The following is a 20,252-nucleotide window of genomic DNA, read 5'->3' as shown; positions in this document are numbered from 1 at the left end:
TCAGTTCGCCTCCCTGAGCCGGCGACGGAGATAGACCGCGAGCAGCGCGATGATGATCACGACCATGACGTTGCCGAGCGCCGCCGCGTAGCCGTAGTTGCCGTAGCGGAACGCCTCCTCGTACGCGAAGAGCATCGGCAGCATCGTCTTGCCGCCCGGTCCACCCGCGGTGAGCACGTAGACCAGGCCGAACGAGTTGAAGTTCCAGATGAAGTCGAGCGAGGTGATCGCCACGATCACCGGTGCCAGCGCGGGCAACGTGACGTGCCGGAACCGGTGCCAGGTGCTGGCCCCGTCCACCGCGGCGGCCTCGTGCAGCTCGCGACCCACACCCTGCAGACCGGCGAGCAGGACGACTGTGGTCTGCGGCATTCCCGCCCAGACCCCGACGATGATCACGGCGGGCAGGGCGGTGCTGAAGTCGCCCAGCCAGTTCGTCCGCAACCCGTCGGCGCCGATGCGGTGGAAGAACTCGTTGATCAGGCCGGCGTCGGGGTGGTAGACGAGCTTCCACAGGATGCCGACCACGACCGGCGGCATCGCCCACGGCACGACGGCGAGCACCCGCGCCACACCTCGGAACCGCAGCTGCTGGTTGAGCAGCAGCGCCAGCCCGAGGGCGAGCAGGAACTGCAACACCGTCACCCCGACCGCCCAGAGCAGGCCGATCTTGAAGGAGTTCCAGAACAGCTCGTCGCCGAGGAGTTCGCGGTAGTTGGCCAGGCCGGTGAAGCTGACCTCGACGTTGCGTCCGGCGCGGGCGTCGGTGAAGCCGAGGTAGATGCCCCGCAGCAGCGGGAACACCGACAACAGCAGGATCGGCAGCAGCGACGGCAGCAGCAGAAGGTAGATGGTGGTGCGGTCGGAGCGGAACGGGTTCGGCCGGCGGGCCGACTCGGCCCGCTCGACGTCCGGCCGCTCGGCAAGGGTGGTCATGCGGTCACCCCTTCGCTGGACGGGTGGGTGGTCGGTGGGCCGGCCGGTCCGGTGGCGGGTCGGGGGGCCGGCAGCGTCGCGGCGCTGGACGCGCGTACGACGAGGCTTGGCGGCACCTGCTCGCGCCGTGGCGGCAGGGTGGCGTCGGCGATGCGTTGCAGGAGCAGTTCGGCGGCCCGGCGACCACGCTCGGCCGAGCCGAGCGAGACGCTGGAGAGCTGGGGAAACATCATCCGGGCCAGTTCGGTGTCGTCCATGCCGACCACTGCGACGTCCTGCGGGACCCGACGACCGGCGGCCAGCAGGGCGTGCAGCGCGCCGACCGCGATGAGGTCGTTGGCGCAGACCAGGGCGTCCGGGTCGGCGCGGGCGAGCAGTCGCTCGGTGGCGGCGCGGCCGGCCGCGTACTGGAAGTCGCCGACCTCGATCAGCTCGTCGTCGAGCGGGATGCCGTGTCGGGTCAGGGCGGCCCGGAATCCGTCGTCGCGGGCGGCGCCCGGGACGGTGTCGAGGGGGCCGTTGACGAAGCCGATCCGCCGTCGGCCGGTGGCGACGAGATGGTCCACGGCCAGCGCCACACCGTGCCGCGAGTCGGTACGCACGTTGTCGATCGGGGCGTCAGCGCCGAGCTGGCCGACGACCACCACCGGCACCGGGCTGTCCACCAGCGCGGTCAGGTGGTCGTCGGTGACCCGGATCGGCGAGACGATCATGCCGTCCACGTAGCGGTTGGCCAGCCGTCGCAGCAGGGCGGTCTCGTTGTCGATCCGCCCGCCGGTGGCGTGCACCAGCAGTTGCCGCCCGGAGGACGCGACCACGGCCTCGATGGCCCGCATCATCTCGACGTAGACCGGGTTGCCGATGTCCTCCACCGCGAGCGCGACGAGCCCGGTGCGCTGGGACTGCAACGACCGGGCGATCGCGTTGGGCACGTAGCCCACCTCGGCCGCCGCCTCGCGAACCTTGCGGATCGTCTCGGGGCTGCCGCCGACGCCGTTGAGCACCCGCGAGGCGGACGCGATGGAGACGCCGGCGCGGGCGGCGACGGTGTGCACAGTGGGCCGGCCGTCCGCCGGTTCCTGTAAACGTTTACGACCCACGTCCGGCACCTCCACCCGATAGCTGTAAACGTTTCCGGGGAGTCTGCTCCGCAGGTGGCGGAGAGGTCAAGGGCCCGTTACGAAAACGTTTCCAACCCCCGTGCTCCCGGGAGCGAAAGCTCCCGACCTGGCCAGCGGGAGCGGAGTCTGCGGTCGTGGCTGGCCACGACGACGGCACCCGGGCCGGACCCCAGGGCGTCCTCCAGCTCGTCGCAGAGCGTCGGCGAGAGGTGGTTGGTGGGCTCGTCGAGCAGGAGCAGCTCCGGCGGGTCGGCGACGAGCACCGCCAGCGCGAGCCGCCGGCGCTGTCCGACCGACAGGTCGGCCACCGGGCGGTCGAGGTCCACCGGGGCGAGAAGTCCGAGCGACGACAGCGGTACGACAGCGGCCCGCTCCAGCCCGACAGCCGCGTCGAAGACCTGCCGGGCCGTCCGCCGCGCATCCGCGAAGACGCTGTCCTGGGCGAGCAGGCCGACCCGCAGCCCCGGTCGTCGCCAGAGCGCTCCGAGACCGGTCAGGTGGCCGGCGAGCACGGCCAGCAGCGTCGACTTGCCCGCGCCGTTGGGGCCGGTCACCAGGAGCCGGTCACGGGCCTTGATCTCCAGCCGCGCCACCCGCAGTCGGCCCGGAACCTCCAGCCGGTCCGCCGTGACGACGGCCTCGTCGCTGTCGCCGACCGCGAGCGCCCGCGCGTGGAAGCGCATCGGCTCCGCCGGCACCGGAACGGGGTCGCGCTCGATCGTCTCCAGTCGACGGGTGGCGTCGCGGACGCGACGGGAGATCTGGTTCTGGACCCGGCCGGCAGTGTGGCCGTACCCCATCTTCTCGCTGTCGCGCGGGCCGCGGCCGTGGGCGACCTGGTGCCCGGTCACGGCCGCGGCCTCGCGCAGGTCGGCGAGGAGCGCCTGCTCGTCGTCGTAGCGCCGGCGCCACCGTTGCGCCTCGGCGCGCTTCGCCGCGAGGTACGCGCTGTAACCGCCGCCGAAGCGGACCGGCCCGTCGACCGCCGGGTCCAGGTCGATGAGGTCGGTGCAGACCGCGTCCAGGAAGGCCCGGTCGTGACTGGCCACCACGACCACCCCGGGCAGGGCACGGAGCTGGTCCTCGCAGAACGCCGCCGCCGCGTCGTCGAGGTGGTTGGTGGGCTCGTCGAGCAGCAGCGCGCTCGGACGGCGGATCAGCATGGCCGCGAGAGCGAGCCGGCCACGTTGCCCGCCGGAGAGCGCGCCCACCGTCCGATCGTGAGGCAGCCCGCCGAGGCCGAGGCCGTCGAGGACCGTCCCGGCACGCCGGTCGGCGTCCCAGGCGTCGCGGTCCTGCGCCCGCTCCAGCACCTCGCCGTACGCGGCCAGCAGCTGGTCGTGCCGCTCGGTGCCCTCCGGCGAGTCGGCGAGCGCGACGCCGATCCGGTCGAGTTCGGCGAGGTCGGCACGGGCCTCGCGCAGCGCGTCGTCGAGGACCGTGGCGATGGTCGTGGATGGACCGAAGGGCAGCTCCTGGTGCAGGAAGCCGACGTCCGGCGGGCTCGTGACGGTGCCGGAGTCGGGTACGTCGACGCCGGCCAGGACCCGCAGCAGGGTCGTCTTGCCGGTGCCGTTCTCACCGATCAGGCCGATCCGGTGCCCGGGTGCGGCGGTCAGTGAGACGCCGTCGAGCACGCGGCGGTCGCCGCGAACCCGGACCAGGTCATGGGCGATGAGAGCAGGTCGAACAGACATGGGGAACCTCGGAGACGACGACCGGGGCGCACACCGGCACCCCGGCGGGAGCAGGGCATGACGACGGAGGCCGCGGCGACGGAGGCGCGATCACGCGCCCGTCGGCGGCCGGTCCGGGTGCTCACCCGGAGATGTCGTCGTCACCTGCCACGTCTGCTCCGATCTCCGGCAACTCGGGCGCAAGAATAACTCGACGGTTGTCGGCCCGACTCAGCTCCCGCCCGTGCGGGCATCCGCACGCAGCGAGTCGATGGTGAGGTCGAGGACGGCCTCAAGGTGGTCGATCTTTCCGGTGGAGAGCAGCAGCAGCACCCCGCCCTGGATGCCGGCGAGCAGAGCCGCGGCGGCCCGGTCGGCGTCGATGCCCGGGTCGATGTCGCCGGTCGACTGCATGTGCCGGATGCCCTCGGTGATCGCCTTCTGCCAGCGCCACATGAGCCCGGTCACGATTGCCTGCGCGCCGGGCGCCCGCCGGCCGGTCTGGCCGAGCAGACCGTTGAGGGGGCACTTCACCCCCTGCGCGAGGTATCGCTCGATCAGTCGGTCGCGCCAGGCGAGCCAGGCCGGCCAGGACGTCAGGTTGCTGAGCATCGGCTCCTGGTCGCTCAGGACCTGGTCCGCCTCGTGCTGGGCCACCGCGAGCAGCAGACCCTCCTTCCCGTCCGGGAAGTAGTGGAAGAGCTGACCCTTGCTGGTGCCGGTGTGGGCCATCACATCCTCGAGGCGTACCTCGTCGACGCCGCGCTCGCGGATCTCGGAGGCGGCGCCGGCGATGATCCGCGCCCGGGTCGCCTCGCCCTTGCGGGTCAACGCCCGTGTCATGAGACCTCCTGGTCTGGACCTGCGGGTCCAACACTACCTCGGTTTTTGGACTTGCAGGTCCATTTTCGTCGAGCAAGAGTCGGCAACGCGCGGCCCGCAGCGGGCCGACACCACGATCGGGAGGGCACCACGGTGAACCACTACTACCTGCTCGGGCGGTCCGGTCTACGGGTGAGCCGGCTGGCGCTGGGCACGATGAACTTCGGCGTCGACGGGTTCCACGCGGCGTACGGCAAGACCGAGGAGGAGGCCGAGCCGATCTTCCGGAAGTACCTGGAGGCGGGCGGGAACTTCATCGACACGGCGGACTTCTACACCGCCGGCGAGAGCGAGAAGATCCTCGGCCGGCTGATCGACCGGGCCGGCGTACGCGAGCGGCTCGTGCTCACCAGCAAGGCCACCAACACCGTCGACCCGTCCGACCCGAACGCCAGCGGCAACGGCCGCAAGCACATCATGCGGGCCGTGGAGGCGTCGCTGCGCCGGCTCGGCACCGACTACATCGACCTGTACCTGCTGCACACCTGGGACCGGATCACCCCGGTCGAGGAGGTCGTGCACACCTTCGACGACCTGGTCCGCTCAGGCAAGATCCGGTACGCCGGGCTCTCCGACGTACCGGCCTGGTACGCGGCTCGGGCGCAGAGCTACGCCGAGGCGCACGGGCTGGCCCCGATGATCAACGTGCAGCTGCCGTATTCCCTGGTCGGCCGGGGCATCGAGGCGGAGTTCGTGACGATGGCCCAGACCCTGGGGATGGGACTCACCGCGTGGAGCCCGATCGGCGGGGGCTTGCTCAGCGGCAAGTACCGGCGGACCGGCGAGGGCCTGACAGGGACCGGCCGCCTGACGAACCCCGACGCCGCGGGTCGGGAGATCAGCCCCAGCGACTGGCAGGTAATCGAGGCACTGGAGAGCGTGGCCGCCGACCTGGGTCGCAGCATGGCGCAGGTGGCGATCAACTGGGTGGCCACCCAACCCGCCGTCGGTTCGGTGATCATCGGAGCGAGCAGCCCCGAACAGCTCGCCAGCAACTTCGGTGCGCTCGACTTCGAGATCCCGGTCGACGCCCGCCGTCGGCTCGACGAGGCGAGCGCCCCGACGGTCGGGCTGCCGTACGGCATGTTCACCCCGCAGTACCAGTCCTGGGTGGTGAGCCCCGGCCTCGGCATCGGCGACAAGCCGGCCGGCTACGCCCCACCGGTGTTCAACGGCGCCACCTCGCCCGCCAGGTAGGGGTGGCGGTGCTACCGGGAGATCGGCGCGTCGCTCGTCGGCGCCGGCTCACCCTCGTAGAGCGCGACGTACCGTCGACGCCACTCGTCGCCGGCGGTGCCGAGAGCAGCGAGGTTGAGGGTGTTGTGTTCGACGCCCAACGCCGCCGGCAGGGTGCACACCCGCAGCGGGACCGCGTTCGCGTCGGCGATCCGGCCCGGCACGTCGACCGCTGCCCGGAGGTCCACCACACCGTCGAGCGGGCTGATCACGACCGCCGCGGTCCGCAGACCGGTCCGCCGGGGCGGATTCGGCAGCGTACGGGCGATCGTCAGGTACTGGGTGACGGCGGCGAGGGAGTATCCGCGCGACGTGACGCGGTCCCGGAGGACGCGGCGCCCGTACAGCACGATGAGCGGCTTGACCGCGTAGGCCGGCGCCTGTCGCGGGTTCGGGCCGAAGAACGGCGACAGCAACAGCAGGTGCCGTACGACGTTGCCCGGCACCTGGGCCAGCCAGGCGGCCAGCACGGCGCCGCCGGAGATCCCGACGACGCCGACCTCGTCTCCCAGGGCCGCCGCGACGGCCCACCCCTGCGCGGCGTACGTCGTCAGCTCACCGGCCTCGACCCGGTGGTGGGCCCGCCGGTCCACGGTCCCGTGCTGGGGGGCGCGGGGAACCCAGACGTTGTAGCCGTTGTCGAAGAACTCCTCGGCCAGCCCGGCGTACTGCTCGGGCGCGAGGGTGTATCCGTGCAGCAGCAGGACGGCCCGGCCGGTGCGGGAGCCGTGGCTCAGCAACCGACTGCGCGACTCCGGCCGAACCTCCGGATCGGCGGACTCGGCGGCGATGACGGCCTCGGCGGCACGGGTGGCCGTGTCGAAGTCGAGTGGTCGGGCCGGCGCGACCCGGAACCCACGGCGGCCCACCGGCCAGAGATAGAGCCCGGCGACCGCCGCCACGACCAGCGCCAACCCACCGACGAGAAGCGCGATGATCTCCGGCATCCTCAGATGCTGACAGGGGCCGGGGTCGGCGCCGGCTGAGGGGGTGCGCCCGGGTGACCGGGCGCACCCGGTCAGCTATTCCTGGCTGTTCGGCGGCGCGAAGACGACCCGGGAACGCAACTGTCGAAAGCCGGTCCGCTCCAACTCCGCCAGCACCGCCACCCGGTGCGATTCCACATCGGCGATCACCTCGCGGGCACCGCCGGCGGCCAGCACCCGGACCGCCTCGGCCAGCAGCTCGGGCCGGGCCGCCTCGTCGAGGAGGCCGAGGTAGGCGAGCAGGGGGTAGCAGGCGTCCCCGAACGTGCCGACCAGCCCGACCGGTTCCCCGGCTTGCAACGCGATGCGCCATCTGTCGGTGGCGTTCCCCAACCAGGTCAGGGGGTCGGTGGCGAGGTCGACACCGCCGACCGCCCGTGCGATCTCGACGCCGGTCAGCACGTCCGGCTCGGCGATCCTGGCGACCAGGGCGTTGATCTCCGCCACGTCGTGGGGTGGACGGAAGTCGTACCCTTCGGAGGAGGCCGGCAATGGCGTGCCCGCCCAGGAGCAGCGGAGCCGCTCCCCCCGCTCGACCAGCCCGGCGAGGCGGGCGGCCTCCATGGGTGCCCGCACCACGGCCAGCACCTCGGGTCGGCGCCGCCAGTGCGCCGGCAGGGCGGCGTAGTACAGACCGGGACCGCCCAGCGTCTCGTGGGCGGCACGCAACAGCTCGGCGCCCACCTCCGGCTCGGCATCCAGGTCGAACCGGTCCAGCCAGGGGGCACCGACGGCGCCCGGCGGACGGAGCCAGGCGGCCCGGCCCACCAACCGGCCGGCGCGCAGCGCCACCCAGGTGGTCTCGGGACGGTAGCCGCCACCGGCGACCCCGTCGGCGTACGCGACCTGGCGCAGTTGGGGCAGCGGGTCGGGCATGGAGTCGAACAGGTTTTCCTCGCCCGCGACGAGCGGACGGATGACCAGATCAGTCATGGGTTGGTCCTCCGGGAAGCGCGCGCCCCGGGTCAGATCCGCGCGGACGCCGGAGCGCGGAGGGGGCGCAGAACATCGGACATTGTTCTGACCTCCTTCCAGCTCGACGGCGTGCCCGACGACCATACGCACAGCGGCCGCCGGCCCGCAACGGCTCGTCACAGTGTCGGGTTGGTCTCCGACCCACGCTTGTGGGCACGCTGGTCGTACATGGTGATGCCGGCCAGGATGACCGCCGCGACGGCCGCCACGGCGACCGGCGGGAGCAGCACCATCGGCGGGGCCGCCACGACCAGCGCCACCGCGCCGACGTACAGCGCTCGACACCTCGGCGCGGATCGGCTCTCCTTCTCCAGGACGCTCCGGCCAATCAGGAACAGCACCGGGCCGCCGAAGATGATGGCCACCAGAGCCCAGTCGATCGGCGGGTGCGGATCCTCGATGACCTGACCGAAGCCGACGGCGGTGCAGATGATGCCACCGACGATCAGCAACAGGCTGTAGCTCGCCCACCGCGACAGCTGGATCCCCTCCCCGCTCGGGGTCGGGGCATGACCGGACCCGACGTGGTAGAAGTAGATCCGCCAGAACGAGACGACCGTCACGAACGAGGCGACGAGGGCGATGGTTCCCTCGGTGGTGAAGCCCGGGAAGCTGACCGCCGCGCCGGCCTCGAGCACCACCTCGGCGAGAGCGATCATGAAGAACTGGTTGTACCGCTCGGCGAGATGCTCCTGCGAGACGCTGACCCCCGAGCTGGTGAGCTGTCTCCTGCCCATCCGGGGCAGGGGGTAGGTGGTGGCGGCGCCGATCAGCTCGATGGCGAGAGCGAGGGTCCAGAAGACGCCCCGACCGAGACCACCGCTGATGCCGCCACTGATCCAGAGCACGCTGGACGCCAGGTGCCAGGTCAGCACCCGGAGCGCGAACGCCCGACCCTCGTGACCCCGCAGGGCGAACGACAGGAAGAGCGGTCGGCCGACCTGGATGACGACGTAGGTGCAGGCGAAGACGACGCCGCGTTGGCCGAAGGCCTGCGGCAACGTGACCGCCAGCACCAGCGTGCCGAACATCGTCGCCAGCAGGAGGGTCTGCAGATCCGGGCGCCGAGGGTCGTAGGTGCTCGCCAGCAGGGCGTTGAGCGACCAGATCATCCACATCGCCGTGAAGAACAGGACGGTCTGGCCGGCCTCGGACAGCAGCGTGTGCCGGACGATGGTCAGGTCGTCCGCGACCCGCCCGGCGAGGCGGGCCAGCGCGAAGACGTAGACGATGTCGAACAGCAGTTCCAGGACGGTCGCCGAGCGAGGGCTCCTGCTGTCCCCGAGCCCACGGAAGAACTCGGTGCGCGTCAACATGGACGGCGAGACAGCTCAGCCGGCCAGGGCCGCCGGCACTGGCACAGCGCGGTGGTGACCCTGCTGCGCTGCCATCGTCCCCGAGCCTCCCTCGCCGACCGGCCCCGCCTGATCCCTATCTGCGTATTTTATCCATCTTTATCGCGCCTCCGTCGTTGATGGCGGATACCGGGTCGGCGGTACGCCGGATCATCTGCGCCGTCACCCTGCGGTACGAGCCCGGGTCGACGGGGAACAGCCACTGCCGGGCCCGGGTCAGCGGGCCGACGTTGAGCCCCAACTCGTCGAGCACCTCGTCGACGTTGTGCATCGAGAACGGGATGATGTTCGTGCCACGAGCGTGCCGTCCGTTGGTGCGCGTCGTCATCCAGAACAGCCGGGCGCGCACCTCGTCGCGCATCCGGACCTCGGTCGGCAGGGTGATGCCACCCCGCAGGTACGCGGCCGTCCAGACCGCCGCCATCTCCGCGCTGAGCGGGCTGAAGAACGACGAGTTGTAGCCGGCGAACGTCAGCCTCGGCACGCCGATCGGCAGGATCTGCCGGTAGAGCATGAAGTTGCCGGCGTCGTCGTGGAGCCGGGCGTGCAACGCGTCGTCGAAGAACGGCACGTGCTGGCGGAAGCCGGTGCCACAGATCACCAGATCGGCCGGGAGCACCGTGCCGTCGGCCAGGCGGGCGGCGGGCCGACCACCGTCGACCAGCAGCTCGGTGATCACCTGTTCCCGGTGCACGGCGATGCGACCGCCGGTGACCCGCTCGAAGAAGCCCTCCGTGGCGAGGCTGACGGTGCTGCGGGCGATGTCCTCGAAGCTGCCGTTGGGCACGAGACCCAGCTCGCGCAGGTTGAGCTGCCGGGTGGCGACCGAGCCGACGCTGTCGACCATGCGTCGGCGCAGACCGTTCCCCGGGCCGTGCAGGAACCGCTCGAAGCCCCTCAGGTGCAGGTAGCGGAAGAGCGCCTCACCCATCCGGGTGAGCAACAGGTACTTGTAGTTGAGCGCACCACCGAGCTTGCGGGGCATCTTCCAGAGCAGTTCGCGCGCCACCACGTGGGTCTGGGCGGCGACGTCGCTCACCGGGACCGCCACGTCGCAGGACGACTTGCCGTACCCCACCACGAGGACGTTCTTGCCTCGGGCCGCCTCGATGTCGTGGAACTCCCCCGTCGCCAGGACGCGCCCTCCGGCGGCGGCGAAGCTCGCGTGCCCGTCGAAGGACGGGACGACCGGGTCGGAGAAGATGCCGTTGGCCACGATCAGGTGGTCGTACCGTTCCACAGTCAGCGGCTCCTCGGCGCCCGCCGGCCGCGACGTGACCAGCCATCCGGTCTCGTCGTTGACGAGCTCGGCGGAGGCGACCTCCGTGGAGAGGCGCAGCGCGCTGGCCAGCCCGAACTTCTCCACGTAGCTCTCCAGGTACCGCTGGACCTGCTCACCCGACGGCCACTGCGGGTAGTGGGCGGGCATCGGCAGGTCGGAGAGGTGGTAGGTGCCCTTGTCGTTCTGGGTGTGCAGGCCGGGGTACCGGCGGGTGCGACTCCACACCCCACCGACATCGGGCGCCCGCTCGAAGACGGTGACGTCGAATCCGCTCTGCCGCAGCACCTTGGCTGCGCTGACACCGGCGAACCCGGCACCGACGACGGCAATCCTCATGATCTCCTCCAAGGACGTACGAACCGTGCCGGCGCCGACCGCCCGCTGTGGTCGCACGCTAACGAGCAGGCCGGGAAGGTCGCTATCCGCGCGACGCGGGCACTGTCCGCAGTACGCAGCCGGCCCTTTTCCTGTCGGGTCGACGGCTTTCGGGGCTGGTCCGGCCCGCTCACGCCGTACGGTCAGCGCGACGGGACGCCCGGGAGGTGTCGGATGGATGCGGTGACGGTCCGGACGGACGACGTCGACCGGGCTCGCGCCGAGGTCGGCCGGGTCTTCTGTCCACACCGGCTCACCCCACAGCCGGGTGTGCACACCGTGCGACTGCGGATGGCGGCTCGCCGGGCAGGCGGGGTGGGCGTCATCGACCTCGACTACGGGCAGGCGGTCCGCATTCAACCGCCCGCGTTGGAGACCTTCTACCTCGTCCAGATCCCCAGTGCCGGGAGCACGACAATCCGGCACGCCGGTCAAACCGTGACCTCGACCGCCGAGGTGGCCTCGGTCCTGTCCCCGTACGACCCGTCGGACATGCGGTGGTCCGAGGGATCGCCCCACCGGATCTTCTACGCCGACCGGCGCGCCGTCGACCGGGAACTCGCCCGCCTGCTGGGCCACCCGGTGGACGACCCGGTCCGCCTCGACGTCGGCATGCTCATGACCACGCCCACCGCGCAGGCGTGGGCGCGCGGGGTGGCGTTCCTCGCCGACGAGCTGTCGCAGCCGGCGGACGCCTCCCTGTTCGACCACCCGCAGGTCGCCGCCCGTTTCGAACAGGGGCTGATTGGCAAGCTGTTGCTGGCCCACCGGCACAGCCACTCCCACCTGCTGGCCGAGCCGGGCCAGCACGCCCACCCCGGGCGTCTCGTCCGCCGGGCCTGCGCCCTGATCTCCGAGCACCACGGCGAGGCACTCACCGTCGGTGACGTCGCCGAGGCGCTACGGGTGAGCGTACGAACGCTGCAGGACTGTTTCCGCCGTGAGTTGCAGACCACCCCGACGGCGTACCTGCGGGCCTGCCGGCTCGACGCGGCGCACCGCACACTCCGCTCGGCCGCGCCGGGGGTGTCCGTGACGACGGTGGCCCTGCAACACGGCTTCGTGCACCTCGGTCGGTTCGCGACCGAGTATCGGAGCCGGTTCGGCGAGTCGCCGTCGACGACCCTGCGCCGCTGACGATCCTCGCCTCGTCCCGGCGGCCGAACGGCCGGCGTCAGCGCTGCATGTGCACGCGGATCGTGGTGGCGCCGGGCAGGGTGTGCACACGCACGAGGTCACAGAGTTGGTTGACCAGGATGAGTCCTCGACTGCCGGGCTGCTGCGGCGGCGGCGGGATCCGGCCGGCGAGTGGGTTCGTGATGTGCCCGGTATCCCGGAACTGACAGATCAGCCGGGTGGGGTCGGTCCAGACGGCGAGAGTCCCGCCGGCTGCGGTGTGCTTGACCGTGTTGGTGGCCAGTTCGTTGACGGCCAGGGTCAGGTCGGAGACCCGCTCCGGGGAGAGGCCGGCTGCCACGGCCTCGGCGGTCACCACCCGCCGGATCGTCGCAAGGGCGGTCAGGTCGATGGTGATGGTGGTCGCATGGGCGGGTGGGTCCTGCAGCGGCAGGTTGAACCCGGCCGCCACGACGATCGGATCGGCGTAGTGGGGGCTCTGCCGCGCCACGTTGCCCGTCTGCAGGATCGGATGGGTGCGGCGGGCGTCGTCGAGCCAGCTCTGGTCGAGCCGACCGGTGTCGTAGGGGCAGAGGATGGTGGCCGGACGACCGGCGAACGCCGCGTTGATCAGAGCCTCGTGCTGGGCGCAGGCGGGGTATTCGGTCGCCGTGCGACCAGCCCAGATGGGTTCACCGATGATGCGTACCCGCTTGTCGGGGTGGGCAGCGGCGAAGGCGAGCAGGACGCCCGGCAGGATCCGCCCGGGGTTGCGGCCGGCCACGGTCATGTCGTGCAGCTGGACCCTGGCCGCGTCGCTGCCGAGCGCGGCCCGGATGCGGTCGAGGTTGTCCGCCGGCACGGCGACCAGGGCGGGCTCATCAGCTGCGAGGCCGGCCTGGATGAACGGCACCGTGCCGGCCAGGTACTCCTCATCGTCGCGGTAGAAGAGGGCGGGGTGGACAAGACCGTCAGTCCGGGTGGCGACCGCGTTGCTCATGCTGCTGGCTCCGACGGTTCGAAGTCGTTCAAGAGAGCCTTCTGCCGGTTGTGTGGATGGCGAGTAGGGCGATGTCGTCGGTGGTCTGTTCGGCCGCGAGTGTGGTCATGATGCGGGCGCAGACCGTCTCGGCGGGAACCGGTTCGACGGCTGCCCGGAGCCGATCCATGCCGACGTCGATGACTTCGCCACGGCGTTCGATGAGCCCGTCGGTGTAGCAGACCAGCACCGCGTCGGAAGGGAACGCAACCTCGGTGTACCGGCGGGCAGGCTGGCGGGGGCCAACGCCCAACGGAAGATCGACTGGCAGGGTCAGGATCTCGGCCGGGCGTCCCGGTGCGGCCAGGACGGGCGACAGGTGCCCGGCGAGGGACACCTGCATGGTGGTGCGGTCCGGGGAGATCACGGCGTAGAGGACGGTGGCGAGGTTCCCGGTCTCGAAGTGGTGGATCTTGCGATCGAGCAGTGTCAGCGCGCTGGCCGGGTCGTCGCAGACCAACGCGTACGCCCGAAGCGCACTGCGGAGGCGCCCCATCACGACCGCGGCGGGCAACCCGTGCCCGGAGACGTCTCCGATGACGACGCCCAGCCAGCCGGACGGGAGGGTGAACACGTCGTACCAGTCGCCACCGACGCCGGCGTCGTGACCGGGTACGTAGCGGGCGGCCATGTCCACGCCTGGCGCTTGCGGCAGGTGGGTGGGCAGAAGGCTACGTTGCAGTGCGAGCGCGGCGGTGCGGTCGAGGCCGCTGGCCTGCGTCCGGGTGGCAAGGCTTGCCCGGTCGGCGGCGAGTTGCAGGAGTTGCACGTCGGCACCGGTGTACCGGCGCGGCCGGTCACAGCCGACGAGTATGACGCCGATGACCTCGCCGCCGGCCAACATCGGCACACCCAACAGGGCGCGGGCCTGCCGGCCGGAGAGAATCTGGTCGTCACTGTCGGCGGCGACCTCGTCCAGGATGACGGGCTGCATCTCCTGCGCGACCCGGCCGGCGAGGCCGCGACCGACGGGGATCCGAGAACCCGGTCGGACGTCCTCCCCCAGCCCCTTGGAGGCAGCGGTCACGAACTGCTGGGCGTGCACGTCCAGCAGCAGGATCTCCGCGGTCTCGACCCCCAGCACCTCCCGGACACGGTCGAGGAGTTCCTCCAGAAGGTCCGTGACGCCGAGCTGGGACAGTGCGGCGTCGGTGACGAACTCGATGCTGCGCAGCCGCTCGTCGCTCCCGCTTGCCTGCACGTCAATCACATACCGGAGCCTAACTCCTTCCCAACCTGGGACGCGCCATCAGGACCTCGTCCTACCGGGCTACGGGCGGGACGACACGAACCACCACGACAGCCGCGAGGAACGGGTGGCGTACCCAAAACGGGCATCTCTGCCAGCTGCCGCGCCTCGCCCGGTCCTTGCCTTGACGCTGACGACAAGGTTTAGCGTGGTCGCGACGGGCCGATGAAGGAGGTCGGATGCTCATTGGCGAGCTGGCTGAACGGGCCGGCACGAGCCCTCGCACGCTGCGCTACTACGAGGCGCACGGATTGGTACGGGCGCAGCGCTCCGCCAACGGCTACCGCATCTACGACGAGACGGAGCTACGCGTCGTGCGGGAGATCCGGGCGCTGCTCGACGTCGGTTTCGGCCTCGACGATGTCCGCCCGTTCGTCGCCTGCCTGCGGGCCGGCAACACCTCCGGCGATGTCTGCCCGGACTCGGTGGTGGTACTGCGGCGCAAGATCGCCGAGGTCGACGTCGTCCTCGACCGGCTCGGCGCGGTGCGCGAGCAACTGCACAGTCAACTCACCCACGCGATCGCACATCGGGAGAAAACATGCCTCAGAAGGCGGAAGTAGGCTCGCTGGTCACCGTCACCGACGACACGTTCACGGAGCTGGTGCTGGCCAGCGACCGGCCCGTGGTCGTCGACTTCTGGGCGGATTGGTGCCCGCCCTGCAAGGCCATCGAGAAGAGCCTCGCCGAACTGGCCCAGGAGTTCGGTGACCGGATGGTCGTGGCAAAGCTCAACTCCGACGAGAACCCGAGAGCGACCCGTAGCTACCGGGTGATGTCCCTGCCGACGCTGCTGGTGTTCCGTCAGGGCGAGGTGGTCGGCTCGACAGTGGGGTCCAGGCCGAAGACGTACCTGCGACAGACCCTGACCGCACAGGCAGGGTGGTAACAACCAGCAGCGCCTCGTTGGCGCCGTCGGAGAACCAGGTGGTGACCGACGGCCGACATCAGCTGCGGAAATCGTTATCCCGGTCCGGCCGGCCAGTCTCCTGAGGGGAGGCAGGTGGCGATCTTCCGTCATCGCCTGCATCAGGTAGCGGTACGACCACGTGAGGGAGTCGAGACGATGCGCGCAACCGGCCAGGGTGAAGCGGACGACGCGAGGGGAAACCGGGGCGTCCACGCGGAACCCCGACGCGGGATGCTCGGCCATCTCCCGATCGGCGGGCGGGGGCTGCTGTGGCCACTCCTGGTGGCCGCCGCGGTCGCCGTACTGGTAACCGGTGTGATCGTCGTGGTGCAGCCGACCGGGCCGACGCCCGCCCCGGCGGCGACGCAGGCGCTCGACGCGCCACCGCCCCCGAGCCCGCAGCTCGGCGTGCCCAGCGCGACCACGCCCGCCCCCACGACGAGCCCGGCGGGGGCGACCCCGACGCCGACGCCGACGGCGAAGCCGACAACGGGGCGTCCAGTCGCTCCGGCGGCCCCGGCGGCGACCTCGAAGCGCAAGGGCGTCGGGGTGTGGACCTTCGACGGCGTCAGCCAGGCGCTGGCGAACGCCGGGGCGAGTTGGTATTACACCTGGGACGTGGCCCACTCGGGGGTCACCAGCCCGAAGGGCGCCGAGTTCGTCCCGATGATCTGGGGAGCGAAGAGCGTCACCGCCAGCAACCTGCAACAGGCCAGGAGGAACGGCCGCCACCTGCTCGGGTTCAACGAGCCGGACCTGAAGGGTCAGGCCGAGATGACCGTCGAGCAGGCGTTGGAGCTGTGGCCGCAGTTGCAGGCCACCGGTCTTTCGCTGGGCAGCCCGGCGGTGGCCTGGGGCGGTGACCGGCCGGGCGAATGGCTCGACCGGTTCATGGCCGGGGCGAAGCAGCGCGGCTACCGTGTCGACTTCATCGCCCTGCACTGGTACGGCGGCGACTTCACCACGGCCAACGCGGTCAACCAGCTCAAGTCGTACCTCCAGGCCGTGCACGACAGGTACCGGCTGCCGATCTGGCTCACCGAGTTCGCCCTGATCGACTTCTCCAACGGCGTCCGCTTCCCCACCCAGGCACAGCAGGCCGCGTTCCTCACCGCGGCGACCCGGATGCTGGGTGGGCTGTCCTGGCTACAGCGGTACGCGTGGTTCGGCCTGCCCGCCACGGACAAGGACCAGACCGGGCTGTTCCGCACCGGCAGCACGGCCACCGCCGTCGGCCGTGCCTACCAGGCGGCGCGCTGACCTACAGCACGTCGACGTGGTCCCGCCAGGAGTGCTGCGGCTCGTACCCCAGCACCCGGCGGGCCTTGTCGATGCTGAGCAGCGTCTCGTGCTCACCCAGCTCCTTACGGATCTCGACGCCCGGGTAGACCTCGGCCATCAGGCTGGCGCTGGACCTGGTCATCACAGTGTCGGCGTTGGCGATGACGAAGACGTCGGCACCGGGCTGGTCGTGTGCGAGCGCCCGCTCGACCGCCTGGGCTCCGTCCCGAGCGTCGATGTAGCCCCACAGGTTCCACCGGCGCAGCCGCGGGTCGGCGTCGAACGAGGGGAACGGCGCGTAGTCCTCGACGTCCATCACGTTGGAGAAGCGCAGACCCACCATGACCAGCTCCGAATCCCACCGGCAGAAGTGCCGGGCCATCTCCTCCTCCAGGGCCTTGTTCAGCGAGTACGTCGACTCGGGCCGTGGCGCGTACTCCTCGTCGACAGGCGCGTACGGCGGCGGGGTGTCGAACGGCAGCCCGAGCACCGTCTCGCTCGACGCCCACACGACCCGCTTGATTCCGGCCGCCCGGGCCGCGGCGAACACGTTGTACGTGGCCGCGGAATTGTTCGCGAAGGTGGTCGCGTTCGACATCAGCCCGGGGGCCGGGACCGCCGCGAGGTGCACGACCGCGTCGACGCCGCCCGCGTGCTCGTCGGCGCCCCCGGTGAACGCCTCCACCACCTGCCCGTAGTCGGTCAGGTCGACAAGCAGGAACTCGCCGTTCACGTCGCGCGGGTCGCGGCCACCGGCGCGGTCCACGGCCAGCACGTCGACGCCCACGGCGCGCAGGTGGGCGACCACGGCACGGCCGAGCTTGCCGGTGGCACCGGTGACGACGACACGCCTGGGCAGTGTGGATTCGCTCATGACCACATCTTCGCCGCAGGCGGCGTCGGCCCGGCGGCCGGGTGGGCTCGGCCCGCCGCGCCGCGATCGCGATCGCAGCGCGATCGGGCGGGCAGGTGCGTAACGTGCAGGGGTAGACGTTGTCGCGACGAGGAGACTTCATGTCCAAGCCACCGCTTCCCGAGGCCGCGGTCGCCATGCTCCAGAAGCCGAACCCCGCCGTCATGACCACCCTTCGCAACGGTGGCCAGCCGGTCTCCGCCGCCACCTGGTACCTGTGGGAGGACGGCCGGATCCTGGTGAACATGGACGAGAGCCGCCGCCGGCTGGAGCACGTCCGCAACGACCCGCGGGTGTCGCTCACAGTGCTCGACGAGGCCGGCTGGTACACCCACGTCAGCATCATCGGGCACGTCGCCGAGCTGCGGCCCGACGAGGGCCTGGCGGACATCGACCGGCTGTCGGAGCACTACACGGGCAACGCGTACCCACGGCGGGAGCGCGCCCGGGTCAGCGCCCTGATCGAGATCGACCGCTGGCACGGTTGGGGAGCGCAGAAGGACAACAACCAGGTCGGCTGACAGTCGCCGCCCGCCCTGGCGCCCTTGACGACAGTCGTCAGGGCACCAGGGCGTCGGCCGTCAGCGCACCAGCTGTCAGGGCGTCAGAGCGGTGGCGGTCCGGGCGCCGACGCGGGTCACCAGTAGGCCGAAGGCCGCCGCGGTGAAGAACATGACGATGCCGTAGACGGCCCCCGGGATCGCCATCTGGGTGCTCTCGAGCAGCGCCGGGCTGAGCGCGATCGTGATGGCCAGAGTGCTGTTGTGGATGCCGATCTCGAAGCCGGCGGCCGTCGCGGCGCTCCGGTCGACTCCGGCGAGGCGCGGCGCCCCGTACCCGATGGCGAGGCTGACCAGGTTGAAGGCGAGCACGGCCAGGCCGACCGAGACGAGTTAGTCGGCGATGTTCTCCCGCTCGCCGAGCACCGCGCCGGCGATCACCGCGAAGCCGACAGGTTGACCAGGATCGGCAGTGTGGCGGCTCTTGACCCCGGACGGTGACCGGCTTAACTTCATCAATCAGATAAGTCTCTTTACTAATTCTGCTTGATGTCTCGTGGGAGTGTGCCGATGCGACCATTCCGCCACCGCCGTCTCACCGCCGTCGTCGCCCTGGCGACCCTGCTGGCCACCGCCGCCCCACCGACCGCCGCGAACGCGGGCGGCAAACCAGACCGCACCGGCTACCACCGGGTCGGCTACTTCACCCAGTGGGGCATCTACGGCCGGGCCTTCCCGGTCAAGAAACTCGAAACCTCCGGGGCGGCGAGCCGCCTCACCCACCTCAACTACGCCTTCGGCAACGTCAGCGAAGACGGCCGCTGCTATGTGGACGGCGGGCCGGGTGAGGGCGACGCCTGGGCCGACTACCAGCGCCCCGTCCCGGCCGAGGAGAGCGTCGACGGTGTCGCGGACGCCCCGGGTCAGGCGCTCAACGGCAACTTCGGCCAGCTCGCCAAGCTCAAGGCCAAGCACCCCAACCTGAAGGTGCTGATCTCGCTGGGCGGCTGGAGCTGGTCGACGTACTTCTCGAACGCGGCCCGCACCGACGCCTCCCGCAAGGCGTTCGTCACCTCCTGCATCGACCTCTACCTCAAGGGGAACCTGCCCGGCGCTCCCGCTGCCGGCGCCGGCGTCTTCGACGGGATCGACCTCGACTGGGAGTGGCCCAACTGGGACGGTGAGCCGGGCAACGTGATCCGCCCGGAGGACCGGGAGAACTTCACCAAACTGCTCGCCGAGTTCCGCCGGCAGCTCGACGCGTACGGGCGCACGACCCGCGCGCACCACCCGCTGACCGCGTTCCTGCCGGCCAGCCCGGCCACCATGGACGCCGGCTACGAGGGTCGCAAGATCTTCAAGTACCTGGACTTCGCCACCGTGCAGGGGTACGACTTCCACGGCGGCTGGGACGCGCGGGCCAACCAGCAGTCGGCGCTCCGCGTCCCGGCGGGCGCCCCGGACAACCCGGACTTCTCCGTCGAGGTGGCCATCGACGGGTGGATCGCCCGTGGCGCGCCGCGCGACAAGCTCGTGCTCGGCATCCCCTTCTACGGTCGCGGCTGGACCGGCATCACCGGCGGCGGCAACGGCCTGTTCCAGCCGGCCACCGGGCCAGCGCCAGCCACCTTCGAGGCTGGGTACGAGGACTACAAGAAGCTCAAGACGCTTGCCGGTAACGGCTACACCGTGCACCGCGACCTGCGCGCCGGGCACGCCTGGTTGTTCGACGGTACGACGTTGTGGACGTACGACGACCCGGCCGTCGTGTTGCAGAAGACGCTCTACATCCGACGGGCCGGCCTGGCCGGCGCCATGATCTGGTCGCTCGACGGTGACGACGACAACGCCACCCTGACCAAGACGATCGGCCTCGGCCTGACAACCTGGTAGGCGTACCCGATCCATCCGGCCCGCCGCCGGCCGATTCCTCGGCTGGCGGCGGGCCGGCTAGCTCTGCGGGGGTGTCACCGCGCGCACCGCGGCCTCGATGAGCGCGGTCACCTGATCCATGTCCCGAGCCCGGTGGACGTCCACCTCGGCCGACCATCCGTCGGGCCGGCTGAGCGTCACCGTGACATCCTCGCGGCGGTGGGTCAGCCAGCCGGCGACCGCCTGCACCAGCACCATGGCGGTGCCCGGGTCGCTGGCCGCCACCCGCAGGACGTCCGGGCGTTCCGTCGACAGCCCGTCAGCGGGCGCCGTGGTCACCCCCGCCCGCAGCCGCTCCTCAGCGCGCAGCCAGGACGCCAGCGACCGCCGAGCATCGGCGGACGGAAGATCCGGATGGACCGAGAGCGTGATCATCTCCGGCACGTCTCCTCCTCCCAGACGACGACAGGGCCACGCCCCATCCTGCCAGTCAGCATCGGCGCCGGCACGCCGAGTAGTCAGCAATATCGATCAACCCTTGACCGCCG

19 protein-coding genes and 1 pseudogene are annotated in these 20,252 nt (G+C 71.0%); 7 read left to right on the top strand and 13 right to left on the bottom strand.

The genetic code is table 11. The annotated features are described in order from the left end of the window. From ABZU74_RS25420 to ABZU74_RS25405, 4 genes are all read right to left on the bottom strand, one after another. A complete protein-coding gene (locus ABZU74_RS25420) occupies positions 1 to 936 on the bottom strand; it encodes a sugar ABC transporter permease (protein ID WP_355428570.1) in 936 nt (311 codons plus the stop codon). After that, positions 933 to 2,036, bottom strand: a complete 1,104-nt coding sequence (locus ABZU74_RS25415; protein WP_355428567.1) for a LacI family DNA-binding transcriptional regulator — start codon at positions 2,034 to 2,036, stop codon at positions 933 to 935. Before ABZU74_RS25415 ends, ABZU74_RS25420 begins: the two co-directional genes overlap by 4 nt. 77 nt (positions 2,037 to 2,113) lie before the next feature. Beyond that, positions 2,114 to 3,754 carry an ABC-F family ATP-binding cassette domain-containing protein gene (locus ABZU74_RS25410; protein WP_355428564.1) on the bottom strand — a complete coding sequence of 547 codons (1,641 nt, stop codon included), beginning with the start codon at positions 3,752 to 3,754 and terminating at the stop codon, positions 2,114 to 2,116. A 210-nt stretch (positions 3,755 to 3,964) separates the two neighbouring features. Beyond that, positions 3,965 to 4,576 carry a TetR/AcrR family transcriptional regulator gene (locus ABZU74_RS25405; RefSeq protein ID WP_355428562.1) on the bottom strand — a complete coding sequence of 204 codons (612 nt, stop codon included), beginning with the start codon at positions 4,574 to 4,576 and terminating at the stop codon, positions 3,965 to 3,967. A gap of 132 nt (positions 4,577 to 4,708) precedes the next feature. On the opposite strand from ABZU74_RS25405, the gene ABZU74_RS25400 reads away from it, so the two are divergent. Beyond that, positions 4,709 to 5,812: an aldo/keto reductase gene (locus tag ABZU74_RS25400; protein ID WP_355428559.1), complete on the top strand. Its 1,104-nt coding sequence runs from the start codon at positions 4,709 to 4,711 to the stop codon at positions 5,810 to 5,812. Positions 5,813 to 5,823: 11 nt separating this feature from the next. Here the strand turns inward: ABZU74_RS25400 and ABZU74_RS25395 are convergent, their stop codons facing one another. The 4 genes from ABZU74_RS25395 to ABZU74_RS25380 form a co-directional block, all read right to left on the bottom strand. Further along, complete coding sequence (locus ABZU74_RS25395) at positions 5,824 to 6,798, bottom strand: alpha/beta fold hydrolase (protein ID WP_355428557.1); 975 nt, start codon at positions 6,796 to 6,798, stop codon at positions 5,824 to 5,826. Positions 6,799 to 6,873: 75 nt separating this feature from the next. After that, on the bottom strand, positions 6,874 to 7,770 hold the full coding sequence (locus ABZU74_RS25390) for an acetyltransferase (protein ID WP_355428554.1): 897 nt from the start codon (positions 7,768 to 7,770) through the stop codon (positions 6,874 to 6,876). A 158-nt stretch (positions 7,771 to 7,928) separates the two neighbouring features. After that, the gene (locus tag ABZU74_RS25385) at positions 7,929 to 9,128 is read right to left on the bottom strand and encodes a low temperature requirement protein A (RefSeq protein WP_355428552.1); all 1,200 of its coding nucleotides are present in this window, start codon (positions 9,126 to 9,128) and stop codon (positions 7,929 to 7,931) included. A gap of 115 nt (positions 9,129 to 9,243) precedes the next feature. Beyond that, a complete protein-coding gene (locus ABZU74_RS25380; protein WP_355428549.1) occupies positions 9,244 to 10,785 on the bottom strand; it encodes an NAD(P)/FAD-dependent oxidoreductase in 1,542 nt (513 codons plus the stop codon). Between the two features lie 213 nt (positions 10,786 to 10,998). On the opposite strand from ABZU74_RS25380, the gene ABZU74_RS25375 reads away from it, so the two are divergent. Continuing rightward, positions 10,999 to 11,961 carry an AraC family transcriptional regulator gene (locus tag ABZU74_RS25375; protein ID WP_355428547.1) on the top strand — a complete coding sequence of 321 codons (963 nt, stop codon included), beginning with the start codon at positions 10,999 to 11,001 and terminating at the stop codon, positions 11,959 to 11,961. A 37-nt stretch (positions 11,962 to 11,998) separates the two neighbouring features. Here the strand turns inward: ABZU74_RS25375 and ABZU74_RS25370 are convergent, their stop codons facing one another. Together ABZU74_RS25370 and ABZU74_RS25365 are read right to left on the bottom strand one after the other, a co-directional pair. Continuing rightward, positions 11,999 to 12,940 carry a sensor histidine kinase gene (locus ABZU74_RS25370; protein WP_355428545.1) on the bottom strand — a complete coding sequence of 314 codons (942 nt, stop codon included), beginning with the start codon at positions 12,938 to 12,940 and terminating at the stop codon, positions 11,999 to 12,001. 28 nt (positions 12,941 to 12,968) lie between these two features. Beyond that, positions 12,969 to 14,189 carry a GAF domain-containing SpoIIE family protein phosphatase gene (locus tag ABZU74_RS25365; RefSeq protein ID WP_355428543.1) on the bottom strand — a complete coding sequence of 407 codons (1,221 nt, stop codon included), beginning with the start codon at positions 14,187 to 14,189 and terminating at the stop codon, positions 12,969 to 12,971. A 218-nt stretch (positions 14,190 to 14,407) separates the two neighbouring features. Between ABZU74_RS25365 and ABZU74_RS25360 the strand changes: the two genes are divergently transcribed. The 3 genes from ABZU74_RS25360 to ABZU74_RS25350 all read left to right on the top strand — a co-directional run bounded on the left by ABZU74_RS25360 (position 14,408) and on the right by ABZU74_RS25350 (position 16,398). Continuing rightward, on the top strand, positions 14,408 to 14,791 hold the full coding sequence (locus ABZU74_RS25360; RefSeq protein ID WP_355428540.1) for a MerR family transcriptional regulator: 384 nt from the start codon (positions 14,408 to 14,410) through the stop codon (positions 14,789 to 14,791). Continuing rightward, entirely contained in the window at positions 14,770 to 15,117 is a 348-nt protein-coding gene (gene trxA / locus ABZU74_RS25355) for a thioredoxin (protein ID WP_355428538.1), read from the top strand. Before ABZU74_RS25360 ends, trxA begins: the two co-directional genes overlap by 22 nt. Before the next feature lie 177 nt (positions 15,118 to 15,294). Beyond that, positions 15,295 to 16,398, top strand: a complete 1,104-nt coding sequence (locus ABZU74_RS25350; RefSeq protein WP_355428535.1) for a glycoside hydrolase family protein — start codon at positions 15,295 to 15,297, stop codon at positions 16,396 to 16,398. Between the two features lies 1 nt (position 16,399). Here the strand turns inward: ABZU74_RS25350 and ABZU74_RS25345 are convergent, their stop codons facing one another. Next, positions 16,400 to 17,293, bottom strand: a complete 894-nt coding sequence (locus ABZU74_RS25345; RefSeq protein WP_355428532.1) for an NAD(P)-dependent oxidoreductase — start codon at positions 17,291 to 17,293, stop codon at positions 16,400 to 16,402. 140 nt (positions 17,294 to 17,433) lie between these two features. Between ABZU74_RS25345 and ABZU74_RS25340 the strand changes: the two genes are divergently transcribed. Further along, complete coding sequence (locus tag ABZU74_RS25340) at positions 17,434 to 17,853, top strand: PPOX class F420-dependent oxidoreductase (protein WP_355428529.1); 420 nt, start codon at positions 17,434 to 17,436, stop codon at positions 17,851 to 17,853. A 75-nt stretch (positions 17,854 to 17,928) separates the two neighbouring features. Here ABZU74_RS25340 and ABZU74_RS25335 read toward each other — a convergent pair. Then, positions 17,929 to 18,276 (bottom strand): annotated as a pseudogene (locus ABZU74_RS25335) (bile acid:sodium symporter family protein); the annotation flags it as partial. A 126-nt stretch (positions 18,277 to 18,402) separates the two neighbouring features. On the opposite strand from ABZU74_RS25335, the gene ABZU74_RS25330 reads away from it, so the two are divergent. Continuing rightward, positions 18,403 to 19,725: a glycoside hydrolase family 18 protein gene (locus ABZU74_RS25330; protein ID WP_355428526.1), complete on the top strand. Its 1,323-nt coding sequence runs from the start codon at positions 18,403 to 18,405 to the stop codon at positions 19,723 to 19,725. Between the two features lie 57 nt (positions 19,726 to 19,782). Here ABZU74_RS25330 and ABZU74_RS25325 read toward each other — a convergent pair whose 3' ends face one another. After that, complete coding sequence (locus ABZU74_RS25325) at positions 19,783 to 20,139, bottom strand: hypothetical protein (RefSeq protein WP_355428664.1); 357 nt, start codon at positions 20,137 to 20,139, stop codon at positions 19,783 to 19,785. Positions 20,140 to 20,252: the final 113 nt, after the last annotated feature.

The organism is Micromonospora sp. NPDC005171 (genome assembly GCF_040608575.1).
Classification (GTDB): domain Bacteria; phylum Actinomycetota; class Actinomycetes; order Mycobacteriales; family Micromonosporaceae; genus Micromonospora.
This window is presented reverse-complemented; position numbering and strand designations above follow the sequence as displayed.

Excerpts from the sequence above, each read along its gene's own strand:
- ABZU74_RS25405 (WP_355428562.1), bottom strand. The coding sequence starts at position 4,576 with ATGACACGGGCGTTGACCCGCAAGGGCGAGGCGACCCGGGCGCGGATC.
- ABZU74_RS25395 (WP_355428557.1), bottom strand. The coding sequence starts at position 6,798 with ATGCCGGAGATCATCGCGCTTCTCGTCGGTGGGTTGGCGCTGGTCGTG.
- trxA (WP_355428538.1), top strand. The coding sequence starts at position 14,770 with ATGCCTCAGAAGGCGGAAGTAGGCTCGCTGGTCACCGTCACCGACGAC.
- ABZU74_RS25345 (WP_355428532.1), bottom strand. The coding sequence starts at position 17,293 with ATGAGCGAATCCACACTGCCCAGGCGTGTCGTCGTCACCGGTGCCACC.
- ABZU74_RS25350 (WP_355428535.1), top strand. The coding sequence starts at position 15,295 with ATGCGCGCAACCGGCCAGGGTGAAGCGGACGACGCGAGGGGAAACCGG.
- ABZU74_RS25340 (WP_355428529.1), top strand. The coding sequence starts at position 17,434 with ATGTCCAAGCCACCGCTTCCCGAGGCCGCGGTCGCCATGCTCCAGAAG.
- ABZU74_RS25390 (WP_355428554.1), bottom strand. The coding sequence starts at position 7,770 with ATGACTGATCTGGTCATCCGTCCGCTCGTCGCGGGCGAGGAAAACCTG.
- ABZU74_RS25360 (WP_355428540.1), top strand. The coding sequence starts at position 14,408 with ATGCTCATTGGCGAGCTGGCTGAACGGGCCGGCACGAGCCCTCGCACG.
- ABZU74_RS25370 (WP_355428545.1), bottom strand. The coding sequence starts at position 12,940 with ATGAGCAACGCGGTCGCCACCCGGACTGACGGTCTTGTCCACCCCGCC.
- ABZU74_RS25420 (WP_355428570.1), bottom strand. The coding sequence starts at position 936 with ATGACCACCCTTGCCGAGCGGCCGGACGTCGAGCGGGCCGAGTCGGCC.
- ABZU74_RS25325 (WP_355428664.1), bottom strand. The coding sequence starts at position 20,139 with ATGATCACGCTCTCGGTCCATCCGGATCTTCCGTCCGCCGATGCTCGG.
- ABZU74_RS25330 (WP_355428526.1), top strand. The coding sequence starts at position 18,403 with ATGCGACCATTCCGCCACCGCCGTCTCACCGCCGTCGTCGCCCTGGCG.
- ABZU74_RS25410 (WP_355428564.1), bottom strand. The coding sequence starts at position 3,754 with ATGTCTGTTCGACCTGCTCTCATCGCCCATGACCTGGTCCGGGTTCGC.
- ABZU74_RS25375 (WP_355428547.1), top strand. The coding sequence starts at position 10,999 with ATGGATGCGGTGACGGTCCGGACGGACGACGTCGACCGGGCTCGCGCC.
- ABZU74_RS25385 (WP_355428552.1), bottom strand. The coding sequence starts at position 9,128 with ATGTTGACGCGCACCGAGTTCTTCCGTGGGCTCGGGGACAGCAGGAGC.
- ABZU74_RS25380 (WP_355428549.1), bottom strand. The coding sequence starts at position 10,785 with ATGAGGATTGCCGTCGTCGGTGCCGGGTTCGCCGGTGTCAGCGCAGCC.